Origin of the sequence: Kribbella aluminosa (assembly GCF_017876295.1) — a bacterium.
Taxonomy (GTDB): domain Bacteria; phylum Actinomycetota; class Actinomycetes; order Propionibacteriales; family Kribbellaceae; genus Kribbella; species Kribbella aluminosa.
Genome location: NZ_JAGINT010000002.1, coordinates 289,214 through 302,595 on the forward strand (window position 1 = coordinate 289,214; position 13,382 = coordinate 302,595).

Annotated in this window: 11 protein-coding genes; 5 read left to right on the plus strand and 6 right to left on the minus strand. The window is 68.9% G+C overall.

The window, feature by feature from the left end:
* Positions 1-87: 87 nt before the first annotated feature.
* From JOF29_RS22690 to JOF29_RS22710, 5 genes are all read left to right on the plus strand, one after another.
* Positions 88-1,947 (plus strand): acyl-CoA dehydrogenase, encoded by a 1,860-nt coding sequence (locus JOF29_RS22690; RefSeq protein ID WP_209696498.1) that lies wholly within the window; start codon positions 88-90, stop codon positions 1,945-1,947.
* A gap of 261 nt (positions 1,948-2,208) precedes the next feature.
* Complete coding sequence (locus JOF29_RS22695) at positions 2,209-3,438, plus strand: hypothetical protein (protein ID WP_209696499.1); 1,230 nt, start codon at positions 2,209-2,211, stop codon at positions 3,436-3,438.
* Entirely contained in the window at positions 3,435-4,091 is a 657-nt protein-coding gene (locus JOF29_RS22700; protein WP_209696500.1) for a hypothetical protein, read from the plus strand. The genes JOF29_RS22695 and JOF29_RS22700 overlap by 4 nt, the downstream gene beginning before the upstream one ends.
* Entirely contained in the window at positions 4,088-5,329 is a 1,242-nt protein-coding gene (locus tag JOF29_RS22705; protein ID WP_209696501.1) for a hypothetical protein, read from the plus strand. Before JOF29_RS22700 ends, JOF29_RS22705 begins: the two co-directional genes overlap by 4 nt.
* 111 nt (positions 5,330-5,440) lie before the next feature.
* The gene (locus JOF29_RS22710; RefSeq protein WP_209696502.1) at positions 5,441-6,211 is read left to right on the plus strand and encodes a DUF4097 family beta strand repeat-containing protein; all 771 of its coding nucleotides are present in this window, start codon (positions 5,441-5,443) and stop codon (positions 6,209-6,211) included.
* Between the two features lie 5 nt (positions 6,212-6,216).
* Here the strand turns inward: JOF29_RS22710 and JOF29_RS22715 are convergent, their stop codons facing one another.
* From JOF29_RS22715 to JOF29_RS22740, 6 genes are all read right to left on the minus strand, one after another.
* On the minus strand, positions 6,217-6,465 hold the full coding sequence (locus JOF29_RS22715; protein ID WP_209696503.1) for a DUF6458 family protein: 249 nt from the start codon (positions 6,463-6,465) through the stop codon (positions 6,217-6,219).
* Between the two features lie 73 nt (positions 6,466-6,538).
* A complete protein-coding gene (locus JOF29_RS22720) occupies positions 6,539-8,356 on the minus strand; it encodes an NHL domain-containing thioredoxin family protein (protein ID WP_307863610.1) in 1,818 nt (605 codons plus the stop codon).
* Positions 8,357-8,373: 17 nt separating this feature from the next.
* Entirely contained in the window at positions 8,374-10,008 is a 1,635-nt protein-coding gene (locus JOF29_RS22725; protein WP_307863611.1) for a hypothetical protein, read from the minus strand.
* Between the two features lie 168 nt (positions 10,009-10,176).
* On the minus strand, positions 10,177-11,088 hold the full coding sequence (locus JOF29_RS22730) for a carbohydrate ABC transporter permease (protein ID WP_209696505.1): 912 nt from the start codon (positions 11,086-11,088) through the stop codon (positions 10,177-10,179).
* Entirely contained in the window at positions 11,085-11,984 is a 900-nt protein-coding gene (locus JOF29_RS22735) for a carbohydrate ABC transporter permease (protein ID WP_209696506.1), read from the minus strand. The genes JOF29_RS22730 and JOF29_RS22735 overlap by 4 nt, the downstream gene beginning before the upstream one ends.
* A 58-nt stretch (positions 11,985-12,042) precedes the next feature.
* Entirely contained in the window at positions 12,043-13,323 is a 1,281-nt protein-coding gene (locus tag JOF29_RS22740) for an ABC transporter substrate-binding protein (protein WP_209696507.1), read from the minus strand.
* Positions 13,324-13,382: the final 59 nt, after the last annotated feature.

The window sequence follows — 13,382 nt, forward strand, 5'->3', positions numbered from 1 at the left end:
CAGGTCACAGCAAAACCCCCTTTGTCTTCATTACCGGCGGGTATATACTCAAGTTACTCGTGAGTACGATGTTATAGGGGAGCGTCTGTGAGCCACTACAAGTCGAATCTGCGGGACATCGAGTTCAACCTGCTCGAGGTGCTGGGCCGGGGTGACGTGCTCGGACAAGGCCCGTACGCCGAGATGGACGTGGACACCGCCCGCGAAGTGCTCGCGGAGGTCGACCGGCTGGCCAAGCACGAGCTGGCCGAGTCCTTCGCGGAGGCCGACCGGAACCCGCCGGTCTTCGACCCGGAAACCCACGAGGTCCGGATGCCGGAGGCGTTCAAGAAGAGCTACCACGCCTACATGGACGCCGAGTGGTTCAAGCTCGAGCTCCCCGCCGAGCTGGGCGGCCAGCCGACCCCGCCGTCCCTGCGCTGGGCCGCCGCCGAACTGGTGCTGGGCGCGAACCCGCCGGTGCACATGTACGCCGCCGGCCCGAACTTCGCGCACGTGCTCTGGCGCAACGGCACCGAGCGGGACCAGAAGATCGCGCACCACATCATCGAGCGCGGCTGGGGCGCCACCATGGTGCTGACCGAGCCGGACGCCGGCTCCGACGTCGGCGCGGGCCGGACCAAGGCAACGCTGCAGGACGACGGCTCCTGGCACATCGAGGGCGTCAAGCGTTTCATCACCTCGGGCGAGCACGACATGACCGAGAACATCGTCCACCTGGTCCTCGCGCGACCGCAGGGCATCGAGGGTGTCGGCGGTCCGGGGACGAAGGGCCTCAGCCTGTTCGTGGTCCCGAAGTACGACTTCGACCTGGAGACCGGTGAGCTGACCGGCGAGCGCAACGGCGCCTTCGTCACGAACGTCGAGAAGAAGATGGGCATCAAGGTCTCCACGACCTGCGAGATCACCTTCGGCGACGGCATTCCCGCGAAGGGCTGGCTGCTCGGCGAGGTGCACAACGGCATCGCGCAGATGTTCCAGGTGATCGAGTACGCCCGGATGATGGTCGGCACCAAGGCGATCGCCACCCTCTCCACCGGCTACCTGAACGCGCTCGAGTACGCGAAGGAGCGGGTGCAGGGCGCGGACCTCACCCAGCCGGCCAAGGACGCGCCGCGCGTCACGATCACCCACCACCCCGACGTACGGCGTTCGCTGATGACGCAGAAGGCGTACGCCGAGGCGCTGCGGGCGCTCGTCCTGTTCACGGCGACGTACCAGGACCGCGCCGAGCAGGCCCGGTACGCCGGTGAGCACGACAAGCTCGCCGAGGGCGTCAACGACCTGCTGCTGCCGCTGGTGAAGGGCTACGGCTCGGAGAAGTCCTGGACGCTGCTCGGCACCGAGTCGCTGCAGACGTTCGGCGGCTCCGGCTTCCTGCAGGACTACCCGATCGAGCAGTACGTCCGGGACGCGAAGATCGACACCCTCTACGAGGGCACCACCGCGATCCAGGGCCAGGACCTGTTCTTCCGGAAGATCATCAAGGACCAGGGCAAGGCGCTCGGCCATCTCGCCGAGCAGGTGCAGGCGTTCGTCGCCTCCGAGGCCGGCAACGGCCGCCTGAAGGAGGAGCGCGGACTGCTCGCCAAGGGCCTCGAGGACACCCAGAAAATCCTGGGCATCATGGGGCAGGCCCTGATGGCCAGCAATCCCCAGGCGGAGAACGGCGACCCACGGAACATCTACAAGGTCGGCCTGAACACCTCCCGGCTGTTGTTCGTCCTCGGCGACGTCGTCTGCTCGTGGCTGATGCTCCGCCAGGCAGAGGTCGCACTGGAGCGGCTCGGCGGCGAGCTTTCCGCCGCTGACCAGGACTTTTACACCGGCAAGGTGGCCGCGGCGCAGTGGTTCGTGCGGTCCACGATGCCGTCGGTGCGGGCCGAGCGTGTGAAGGCCGAACTCACCGATCTGGACGTGATGGACCTCCCCGAGTCCGCGTTCTGAGGCTCCTCCGGCTCGGCCGCTTGCGCGGGTCGAGCCGGAGGGTTCGGGGCATGATTTCGCCGATCTGCCCCAGGTTGCCCCACGATCTGCCCTGTTGCAGAGCGTGGTGATACGGCAACGTTTCTGCCTGCAACACCGTGACCCTGGCTTGGTTTCCCCTGTCCGAGCCAGGGTCGCGCCAACTTCGGCGACTGGAACCGTTCGATGCGCCCTTGCGTCCGTGTGCATGTGCCCAGGTCTGTTCGTCGTAGGCTGTCCGCGATGCGCGCCCGTTTCGTCACCGCCCTGGTCGCGGCCCTCGTCTTCCTCCCCGCCCTGCCGGCCCGGGCGGACACACCGGAGTTGCAGGACCGGATCGCCGCCGCCTGGCGGACCGACCACCTCTCGGTCGACCCACGACTGGCGGGCGGTGTCCCCGCGACCGAGCTGACCCGGATCCGCGCCGCGATGCGCACCGCGGGCATGCCGGTGTACGTCGCGATCGTGCCGTGGACGCCGCCGCTGAAAGCGGCCGGGTACAACATGCCCACGCTCCTGCACGCCCGGATCGGTACGCCGGGCCTGTACCTGCTCGCGGTGGTGAACGACACCTACTGGTCGATCACCGCGGAGATGTACCGGCAGGGCGGGCTGCGCGGGCGCGAACTGGTCAGCGTCCAGAACGACGACAAGCAGCGCCTCGACGTGGTCACGGACCGCCCGGCGCCCTCGATCGTCCGGACCATTCAGGAGGCTTCGACAGCGCTCGACGGACGCGCGCTGCCGACGGTCCCGGTGGGCGACCGCCAGCCTCCGAACCAGTACAGCGACCACGGCCTGTCGACGACCGACAAGGCGGACCGGTCGGCGTACATCGGGATGGGGATCGGCGGGTTCCTCGGGTTCGCGCTGACGCTGCGGCTCGGGCTGCGGCGCCGCCGGAAGACGGCCAAGCGCAGCGAGCCGCCGGCGAAGGACGACCCGCCGACCGAGGCGTGGGACGTGCAGCTCAAGGCCGACGACAAGATCAGGACCGCCGAGCGCGCCCTCGCCCGGCTCGACAAGCGCCGCAACCGGACAACGGAGCAGCTGGACCAGCGCGACGACGCGTACCGCCGGCTGGACGCGGCGCGGACGCTGCGGGCGGATCACCCGGACGACCTGCTCGCCTCGGCCGGTGCGCTCGTCCTGGCCCGGCAGGCCGAGCGGGTCGCGTCCGGCGCCGCCCTGCAGCCGCCGTGCTTCTTCGACCCGACGCACAACCCCGGTACGGCGACGGTCGACTGGTCGGACGACGTCGAAGTACCGGCGTGCCAGCCGTGTGCGAGCGTCGTACGGCGCGGGAAGACACCGCGCGGGCTGCGGGTCTGGTCGAAGGCCGGACTGCACCGCAAACAGGTGCCGTACTGGACGCTCGACCCGGACGACAACCCGATGGTCGCGAGCGGTTTCGGCGCGCTCTCGGACGACCTGCCGGAGCGGGTCACGGCCTGGAAGGACGAGGTCCGATGAGGCGGCTCCTCCTGTTGCTGACGGCAACGGTCTTCCTGCTCACCGGGACCGCCTGGGCGGCCACCCCGACCGATCCGCGGATCACCGGCGCGGTCGCGGCCTGGGCCGTCCGGCCGCTGTACGTCGACCCGGACTACACCTCGATCGCCGACCAGCAAGAGATCGTCAAGGTGCTCGCCGAGGCCAAGGTGCCGGTGTACGTCGCCGTCGTACCGACCGGGGCCTGGTTCCCGGAGCGCGGCGACACCGCGCTGCTGGCCGGCCGGCTCGCGGTCGCGAACCACAAGCCCGGCGTGTACGTCGTGATGGACGGCGACCGGACGTACGGCGTCGCGCACGAGCTCGCCGCGGACGCGCCGAGCTGGACGTACTCGACCGGGAAGCAGTCGCTGAGCGGCCAGCTCGCGGACTACCTGCACGGGGTCGAGCAGGACAAGTCGAGTACGCCGGAGCCCGCCCGGACGACACCGACGCCGACACCGGCGCCCGAGTCCGGGTCACCGGGGACCGAGGACAGGTTCACCGTCGGCAAGGCCCTCGCGAACGGCGCCGGCGGCACCGTCTTCGGGATGGTGGGCGGCGGCATCCTCGGCGGAATCGTATTGCTGGTGGCGGCGATCGCCACCCCACGACGACGAAAGGGACGCTCGTGAAGGCCCGGATTCTGTTCGCTTGTCTGGCCGCGGCGCTGACCGCGCTGACCGCGGCGCCGGCACAGGCCGCACCGGCCGGGACTCCGGCGGAGCGGGCGCACGAGATCGCGACCGCGTTGCTCAAGGACCCGCTGTACGTCGACCCGGCGTACAAGACCGCGCTGCCGGAGAACCTGCGCGCCGACGTCAAGAAGAAGGCGTCCGCGCTCGGGTACCCGACGTACACGATCATCCTGCCGCTGACGCCGAGCGACGAGTTCGAGGGCAAGGAGGACAACGTCCTCACGCTGGTGATCGACGCGCTCCGCAAGCCCGGTCTGTACGTCGTGGTCGACGGCGGCAGCCGCTTCCCGTGGTACGAGACCAAGGACCTGCCGCAGGTCAGCGACGAGAAGCTGAACGCGTCCCGGGCGCGTGCACTGGACGACACCGGGTACGACGCTGGCCCGACCGAGGTGGTGGCCCGGATGTACGAGCTGCTCGCCCAGCCGGGGATCCCGAGTACCTCACCGCGCCCGACCTCAGGTACGCCGACGCAGCGGGACGACTCCGGGTCCGGCGGGCACGGGACCGCCGTCACGCTCGGGATCGTCGGCGGTCTGCTCGTACTGGTGGCGCTCGGGCTGGTGATCGGGCGGAGGCGCGGGTCTGGTTCGGCGCCGCGCCGGGAGAAGACGTTCCGGATCCCGCCGCACGTGGCCGCGACGGTGGCGGCCGAGCGGCGCCGGAAGCTGACCCGGGACACGAACGCGGAGCTCACCACGCTCGGCTCGCAGCTCGCGGCGCTGCCGACGACGGAAGGCGCCGGGCTGGCGCACCAGCAGGCTGCGCTCGACGACCACGCCGCCGCGTCGAAGATCCTCGACTCCCCGTCGCCGGACCTCGTCGACCTGGTCGGCGCGATGGTGCTGCTGGACAAGGGCCGTCGCGAGTACGACGCCGCGGTCGCGACGCCGGCCGGCCGGCGGGTGGCCGACGTACCGGAGCTGTGTGCCTTCAACCCGCTGCACGGGCGTTCGACCGGGCGGCCGACCAAGGTCGAGTCCGGCGGGACCACGTTGACGCTCCCGCTGTGCAACGAGTGCCGGCAGGCGCTCAAGCGTGGAGCTGCGCCCGCGTCGCTGCCCGGTAAGGACGGGCCGTACTGGTACGAGGACTCGCTCTGGGCGCGGACCTTCTTCGGCACCACCGGCGACGACCTGGCCGCAGCGGTTTCCCGGGGCGAGCTGCATCGGTAGATCCCTGAGAGGCGGTCAGGGTGGGCTCGGGGGATCTGCCGGATCCTCGGGGCGGGCCTCGACGCCTACTGTCGTTGCGACAACGTGGGTGGGCTCGAGAAGAGGCGGACGATGGCGGAGAACAAGCAGCTCGGCGTGATCCTGCTGGTAGCGGCGGCCGGGCTGGCGTTCTGGCAGTTCGGGGACCGGAACTCCGACGACACACACAAGATCGACGACAAGATCACCACGGTCCAGCTGGCTGCCGGTCACTCCGACATCACGATCAAGGTCTCCGACGACAACCAGACGAGGGTGCGGGAGAAGCGCACGTTCTGGTTCTTCAAGCACGGCGACGCGTACTCGGTGCACGACGGCGTACTCAAGCTGGACGGGAACTGCGGCTGGCAGTGCAGCGCGGACTACGAGGTGACCGTCCCGCGCGGGACCAAGGTGACCGGCGAGAACGGCAGCGGCGACGTACAGCTCATCGGCGTCGGCGGCGTCGACACGAAGTCCACCTCGGGCAAGCTCGAACTCCGCGACATCGACGGCGACGTCAACCTGGACCTGACCTCCGGCGACGTGTCGGTGCAGGGCCTGAACGGCAAGCTCAACGTCAAGGCGAACTCCGGCGACATCCAGGGCAGGGACCTGAAGGGCGGCCCGGTCGACGTCCAGACCACTTCCGGCGACATCGAACTCAACCTCGCCGAGGCGAACGACGTCAATGTCAAAGGCACCAGCGGCGACATCGCCATCATCGCTCCCGGCACCGACTACAAGGTCAGCACCGACTCCCAGCACGGCAGCGTGGACAACAAGCTCGGCAACACCGACAGCGGCTCCCACTCCGTCTCCGTGAGCACCACGTCCGGCGACATCCAACTCCGCACCCGCTGAGCTCGCTACTCAGTGACGTCGCGGTGGTGTTCCTCGACCACTCGGTACTCCTCCTCGACGGCGGGGTCGATGGCGTTGGTCTCCACCCGGCGGCGGCGGTTGGTGATGTAGAACGACAGCAGGATGCCGGCCAGGCCGGCCAGCATCAGGATGTAGCCGACCACCTGCAGGTTCACCGCGCTCCAGGTGTCCCGTACAGCGAACGACAGGATGGCGCCGACCACCATCAGAAAGATCCCCACACCGATACTCATCGACGTCCTCGCTTCCCTCCGGGCCGCGGCTGTCTGACGTCTTCCCTGTACCCGAACCACAAACTCCGAACAGCTACTTGGCGCCGGACAGCACCAGTTCCAGGCGGTCGGGGGCGTCGGCGGTGATGGTGACGGGCACACCCCAGTCCTGACGGTGCATGTGGCAGGCGGGGAACTCGACCTCGGCGGAGTCGTCGCACGAGGCGGCCTGGACCGCTACGTGCAGTACGCCGGAACCCGCGTGCGGGTCGATGACCAATCGGCGTACGAGGTCCGTGGAGTCGCCGGCTCCTTCCCGGAGCAGGTTGTCGGGCGTGGACGAGACCAGCAGGCGGGTCGACGGGCCGTAGCGGTCGTCGAGCTTCTGGCCGGGTGGCGGCGTGAAGACGACCTCGAGCGTGATCTCGCCGGCGGCCAGGTCCATCGGCGGGCGCTGGGTACGGGTGCTGAACTCGGCCGCGGTCGCCGACGCTCCGAGCGGGATCCGGGTCAGCCGGTGCGCGGCGGACTCGACCACCAGCAGTTCGTTGCCTACGACAACAGCACCGCTCGGCTCGGCCAGCCCGGTGGCCATCGTCTCCAGCGTCTCCGTGGCCGGGTCATACCGCCGTACGGCGCCGTTGTATGTATCGGCGACGGCGACCGAACCGTCCGGCAGCACCGTGACCCCGAGCGGATGCTGCAGCAGCGCCTCGCTCGCCTTGCCGTCACGCAGTCCGAAGTCGAACAACCCGGTACCGACGGCAGTGTGTACGGACGTGTCGACCCAGCGCAGCGCGGAGATCTCGGAGTCCGCGAGCCACAACCGCTCGCCGTCCACCGCGAGCCCGCTCGTCTGCGCGAACCACGCCTCGCCGAGCGGCCCGTCCTTCAGCCCTTCGTTGGTCGTCCCCGCGGCCACCGCGGTCGCGCCGGTGAACGGATCGAACGTCCACAACTGGTGGACGCCGGCCATCGCGATCCACACCTTGCCGCCCCACCACGCGACGTCCCACGGCGAACTCAGTACGTCGGTCCCGTCGCCGTCCATCCACTGCTTGCCGGTGCCGGCCAGCGTCGTGACCTCACCGCTCTGCAGATGCACACCGCGGAGCGCGTGGTTGACCGTGTCCGCCACGACCACGTCGTACCCGGTCCGGGCCGCCACCTCGTCCGGGAGCAGAGTCAGTCCGTTCGGCTCGGAGAAGCGCGCCTCGGAGTCGCCGCCGTCCACGAAACCACGCTCGCCGGTGCCGATCCGCCGTACGACGGTCGTCGCGTCCGCCGCGAGCTCCACGAGGCTGTGGTTGCCGGCGTCGGCGACCAGGAACCCGTTGTCCAGCGCAACCACCTTCGCCGGGAACCGCAGGTCGGTCGGCTCCGGCACGGGCGCGACGTACGGCGATTTGCCGCGTGTCAACGTACCGGCGGCCTCGTGCTCGACGACCAGCTCGGACAGGAGCGCGTCCAACGCGTGCAGGTGCCCTTCACCGGAGTACTGCGCGACGATGTACCCGTTCGGATCCACCAGCACGAGGGTCGGCCAGGCGCGGGCCGTGTAGTTCTGCCAGGTGACAAGCTCGGGGTCGTCCAGCACCGGATGCCCCACCTCGTACCGCTCGACGGCGGCCCGAACCGCCGCTTCCTCCCCCTCGTGCGCGAACTTCGGCGAATGCACCCCCACGATCACCAACGCATCCCCGTACTTCTCCTCCAACGGCCGCAACTCGTCCAGCACATGCAGACAGTTGATGCAGCAAAAGGTCCAAAAGTCCAACAACAGAAACCGGCCCCGGAAGTCGGCCAACGCCAACTCCCGCCCACCGGTGTTCAACCACCCACGACCCCGCAACTCTGGCGCACGCACATGCATGCCTCCCATTGTCCGACGCAGCACAACCGCTGCGGCCATCGGGACGCCCGCTGAGATCAGCGCGGGAGGATCAGGGTGTCGGTGAGGAGTTTGGCGGTTTTGCGGAGGGTTGCTGGGGAGGAGGAGAGGTCGGTGGCGAGGGTGTGGGGGGTGAGGGATTCGCCGGGGCCGACGAGGCGGTGGCGGTGGGCGATCAGCCAGACGATGGCGCGGGGCCAGGTCGAGAGGCGGGCCTTGGTGAGGAGGTCGGGGGCTTCGCGGACCAGGCGTTCGGCGATGTCGAACGCGTCCGGGGCGTACGCCGTGCCCAGGGTTTCGCCGGCCATCAGCCAGGCGTGCGGGGCCAGCACCGACAGGGTGGCGGCCTGGTGGTTGTCCAGGCCCTCGAGGTCGGGTTGCGGTGGGGAGCCGAGTCCGGCCAGGGCGCGGTAGGCGTCCTCGAGGTCGTTGGTGGTGTCGTCGAGGAAGACGCGCTCGCCGGGCTTCGAGCCGACCGGGTCGATCATCGCGGCCGCCTCCAGCGCGGCCTGCCAGTCGTCGACCGCGTCGACCGCCTCGTCGACGGTGTCCAGCGGCAGGCTGCCGCGGTCGCCGGCGAACTCGAGCCAGGCCTTCACCACCACCGGGACCGCGTCGAAGTAGGTGCTGTCGGCAAGCACCTTCCGGGGCAGCCAGTGCGCCAGGAACAGCTCGACCAGCACGCCGCTGACCCGGAGCGGCCCGCCGACGGTGTGGTCGACCGCGTGGTCGATCCAGAGCCGGACGATGTCCGCGGCATCGTCGGGCAGACCAACGGCGAACCGTGACTCCAGGAAGTCCTCGACCAGTTGCTCGCGCTGCCGCGGGGTCAGCAACGGCCGCATCGGCGGGCGGACCGGGCGCTCCGGCATCTGGGTCAGCCGGTTCACCAGCAGGCCGGTGAAGAACTCGAAGTCCTCGCTGACCGGTGGATCGTCGTAGTCCCGGGTCTCGCCGAGCGCCTGCAGGATGATCCCGGCGGCGATCGGCGGCCGCACGGTCCGGATGGTCACCCGGCCGCCGCGCTGGTACGCCTCCAGGACGCGGTCCACCGGCGGGCCGACGAACACGTCCTTGATGATCGCGCCGATGTTGTTGTCGATGAACACCACCACGGTGTGCGGGTGCTGCTCGTCGTCGTAGTCCAGCACGACGCTCAGCCCGTCACCGGTGATGTCCTCGGACACGATCGCGCTGGTCAGCCGGAACCCGGCGATCCGGGTCACCCACTCGGGCACCTCGTCCTGCGTCCGCAGCCGGGACACGTGTGCCCGCTGCAACGGCAGCCGGCCGGCCGGACCGACGGTCCGGGCCAGGCTGGTCAGCAGCACGAAGGACTCCAGGTCACGGCGCTCACCGAGCACCCGGGCTGCGTCGGCCCAGAAGAAGCGCTCCACCTCACCGATCTCGTCCGGACGCCCGGCCGGCCACAGCTGGTCGGCGAGCATCGCCGCCGAGCGGGCCACGGACGCCTCGGCGATCACCGGGTGCAGCGCGGCCGGCACCGCGGCCAGGTCGAGGGCAAGCGTTTCCAGCAGGGTCTCCAGCACAGCGACACTCGGCGTGGTGTCGACATCGACACCCGCCGGCGGCGCGTACGTTTCGCCGGGATCGGAGCCGACGAGCCGCAAGTGGCTGCGCCGTCCGTCCCGTCCACTGGGAGACTTGGTCACCTCCGTGAGATTACCGCCCGACCCCACTCCCCCGCAGGCCCCTCCGCGCGCCCTGTGGACAACTCCGCCGTACGCCGCCGGCGACCTTGAGAACCCACCAACCACAAATCGGCCATGAAAGTGGTCGGTGGCTTCTCAAAGTCGGATAGCGCGGTGCGGCGTACCGGGTCAGCCCTTGAGGGCTCCGGCCATCAGGCCGCCGATGAACCAGCGGCCCAGGACGATGTAGACGATCAGGGTTGGCAGGCTTGTGATCAGCGCCCCGGCCATACTGGCCGCATAGTCGACCTTCTGACCGCCGGACAGCGCCGCCAGACCGAGCGTCACCGGCCCGTTGTCCTGCTGGGTCAGGAACAGCGCGAACAGGAAGTCGTTCCAGACCGAGGTGAACTGCCAGATCAGCGTCACCACGAAGCCGGACATCGAGAGCGGCAGGATGATCCGCAGGTACGTCTGGACCAGCCCGGCCCCGTCCACCCGGGCCGACTCGATGATCTCGTTCGGCACGATCGTGGCGTAGTAGTTCCGGAAGATCAGCGTGCAGATCGGGATGCCGTAGATGCAGTGCGCGAGGATCAGCGTCGGTACGCCCCGGGTGACGTCCAGCGTGGTGAACGTCGTACGCAGCGGCAGCATCACCGCCTGGTACGGGATGAACATCCCGAACAGGATGAACGCGAACACGATGTTCGCCCCCGGGAACCGCCAGCGGGCCAGCACGAACCCGTTCGCGGATCCGATCAGCGAGGAGATGATCGCGGCCGGGATCGCCAGCGACAGCGACCGGACCATGTACGGCTGCAGCACGTCCCAGGCCTTGCGCCACGGGTCCAGCGTCCAGGTCTTCGGCAGGCTCCACTGCGACGCGGCGGTGGTGTCGCCGGAGGTCTTGAAGCTGGTGATCAGTACGACGTACACCGGGATCAGCACGAACAGCAGGAACAGCAGCAGCAGGACGTACCGAACCGTCCGGCTGCGCCGGGTCGAGCCGTCCGCGATAACGCCGCGGCTCTTCGGCGGCTTCCGGCGGACCGCCGCGGCGGCACTACCGGTCGCGGCGGCAGCGGTATCGGTACTCATTCCTCGTTCTCCTGCCGGACGGTGTACGCGATGTACGGGATGACCAGGACGGCGACGACGGCCAGCAGGACGATCGCGATCGCGGCCGACTTCGCCATGTCGCTGCGCAGCAGGGTGTTCCACATGTAGATCGCGGGCACCTCGGTACGGAACTGGTTCGGCCCGGTGATCGCGTAGATCAGGTCGAACAGCTTCAGCGACATGTGCCCGAGGATGATCAGCGCGGACAGCGCGATCGGCGACAGTTGCGGGAACAGCACGTGCCGGTACAGCTTGAACTCGGACGCGCCGTCCACCCGGGCCGCCTCGCGCAGCTCCGGCGGGATCCCCCGGAAGCCGGCCAGGAACAGCGCCATGATGTACCCCGACAACTGCCAGACCGCGGGTAACGCGATGGACGCCATCGTCGTCCATCTACTGCCGGCCGTCCACCACGGATTCTCCAGGAAGTGCAGATGGAGGATCTCGAACAGCCGGTTCAGCCCGCGGGCGTCGGCGCCCTGGGACGGGTTCAGCAACCAGCCCCAGACCACGCCCGAGGCGATCATCGAGATCGCCATCGGGAACAGGTAGATCGACCGGAAGATCGACTCGCCGGGCACGCCCTTCTCCAGCAGCAGCGCCCAGAGCAGGCCGAAGATCAGCGTGCCCACGATGAACGCCACCGTGAGCACGCCGAGGTTCTTCAGCGAGTTGAGGAACCGGTCCTCACCGAACAGGTGCCCGTAGTTCTCGAACCCGACGTACGACGCCGGGCCCTTGCGGGCGGTGTGCCGGTCGGTCAGCGAGGTGTTGAAGGACCACGCGATCAGCCCGTAGACGAAGTACCCGAGCAGCAGCACGGTCGGCAGCAGCACCAGGGCTCCAGGTCCCCAGGTGCGGATTCTTCCGTGCACGCTCAGTCCTCCAAGAAGCTTACGGTCCGCAACGCTGCGCTGAATCTTCTTGGTCGCATCAGCTCGTCTTCATCGCGGCACCGAGCGCCGTCTGCAGCTTGGCCACGTCGGGACTACCGCTGAACTGGCTCAGCGCGGACAGGATGTCGTTGTTCTGACCCAGCGTGCAGGCCGCCCCGTGGGCGCAGGACGGGACGATCTGGTCCTTCTTCCAGTCCGCCATCGCGGTCTGCTGGTACTTCGGGTAGTCCGCCGGGTTGGCGTCCGAACGGGCCGGGATCGAGCCCTTCTTGGTGTTGAACGCCTTCTGGCCCTCGGCCGAACCGACGGTCTTCAGCCAGCACTTGGCACCGTCCGGATCCACGCCGTTGGTCGGCAGCGTGAACGAGTCGGACAGGAACTGGAAGGCCTCGGAGGTACCCGGCGCCGGCCAGTAGGTGTACGCCGTGTCCGGGATCTTGTCGGCGAGCTGCTGCGCGGCGACCCAGTCACCCATCAGCGTGTAGCCGGCCTTGCCGCTGTTCACGTAGCCCAGCGCGTCCGGCCAGTCGATCGCCTCGCGGTCGCTGTTGGTGAAGGTGAGCAGCGTCTTGTACTTGTTCAGCGCCGCCGTCACGTCGCCGCCGGCCCAGGGGGTCTTGCCGTCCCACAGACCCTTGAACTTGTCCGGACCAAGGTCCGCGAGCAGCACGGCCTCCACCAGCATCTCCTGGGCGAAGCCCTTGGAGAGCGCCAGCGGCGCGGCCACGCCGGCCGCCTTCAGCTTGGTCAGGTCCGCGATCCACGCGTCGACGCTCGCCGGCGCCTTGGTGGCGTCGAGGTTCGCCTTCTTCAGCACGGTCGGGTTCGCCCAGACCACGTTCGCCCGGTGGACGTTCGCCGGGATCGAGTAGATCTTGCCGCCCACGGTGAGGTTGTCGATCAGGTTCTGCGGGAAGGCCTTGTCCAGCCCGTAGTCCTTGTACAGCTGGCTGACGTCGTCGACCTGGCCGGCGTTGATGTAGTCCTTCAGCTCGGCACCGGCGTGCGCCTGGAACGTGGACGGCGGCTTGCCCGCCTGCAGGTCGTTCGCCAGTACCTGCTTGGCGTTCGAGCCCGCGCCACCGGCGACGGCCGAGTTCACGAACTTGTAGTCCTTGCACGCGGTGCTGAACACCGACACCAGGCCGTCCAGGCCGGCCTTCTCACCACCGTCGGCCCACCAGGTGAAGACAGTGACGTCCTTGCTCGCCGACGAGTTGCCGCCGCTGCCGCCGCTGTTGCTGTTCCCGCAGGCGCTCACCGCGAGAAGACCCGCGGCACCCACCAGCGCCAGGGTCTTGCTCAGACCACCACGCATGTTTCACTCTCCGATCAGATTTGATGGAGCGACCTGTGACAACGTTGCCCCCTTGACCG

What these genes read in the sequence shown, in the direction of transcription:
- JOF29_RS22695 (WP_209696499.1), top strand. Translation starts at nt 2,209, where the DNA reads ATGCGCGCCCGTTTCGTCACCGCCCTGGTCGCGGCCCTCGTCTTCCTC.
- JOF29_RS22700 (WP_209696500.1), top strand. Translation starts at nt 3,435, where the DNA reads ATGAGGCGGCTCCTCCTGTTGCTGACGGCAACGGTCTTCCTGCTCACC.
- JOF29_RS22710 (WP_209696502.1), top strand. Translation starts at nt 5,441, where the DNA reads ATGGCGGAGAACAAGCAGCTCGGCGTGATCCTGCTGGTAGCGGCGGCC.
- JOF29_RS22715 (WP_209696503.1), bottom strand. Translation starts at nt 6,465, where the DNA reads ATGAGTATCGGTGTGGGGATCTTTCTGATGGTGGTCGGCGCCATCCTG.
- JOF29_RS22720 (WP_307863610.1), bottom strand. Translation starts at nt 8,356, where the DNA reads ATGGCCGCAGCGGTTGTGCTGCGTCGGACAATGGGAGGCATGCATGTG.
- JOF29_RS22730 (WP_209696505.1), bottom strand. Translation starts at nt 11,088, where the DNA reads ATGAGTACCGATACCGCTGCCGCCGCGACCGGTAGTGCCGCCGCGGCG.
- JOF29_RS22740 (WP_209696507.1), bottom strand. Translation starts at nt 13,323, where the DNA reads ATGCGTGGTGGTCTGAGCAAGACCCTGGCGCTGGTGGGTGCCGCGGGT.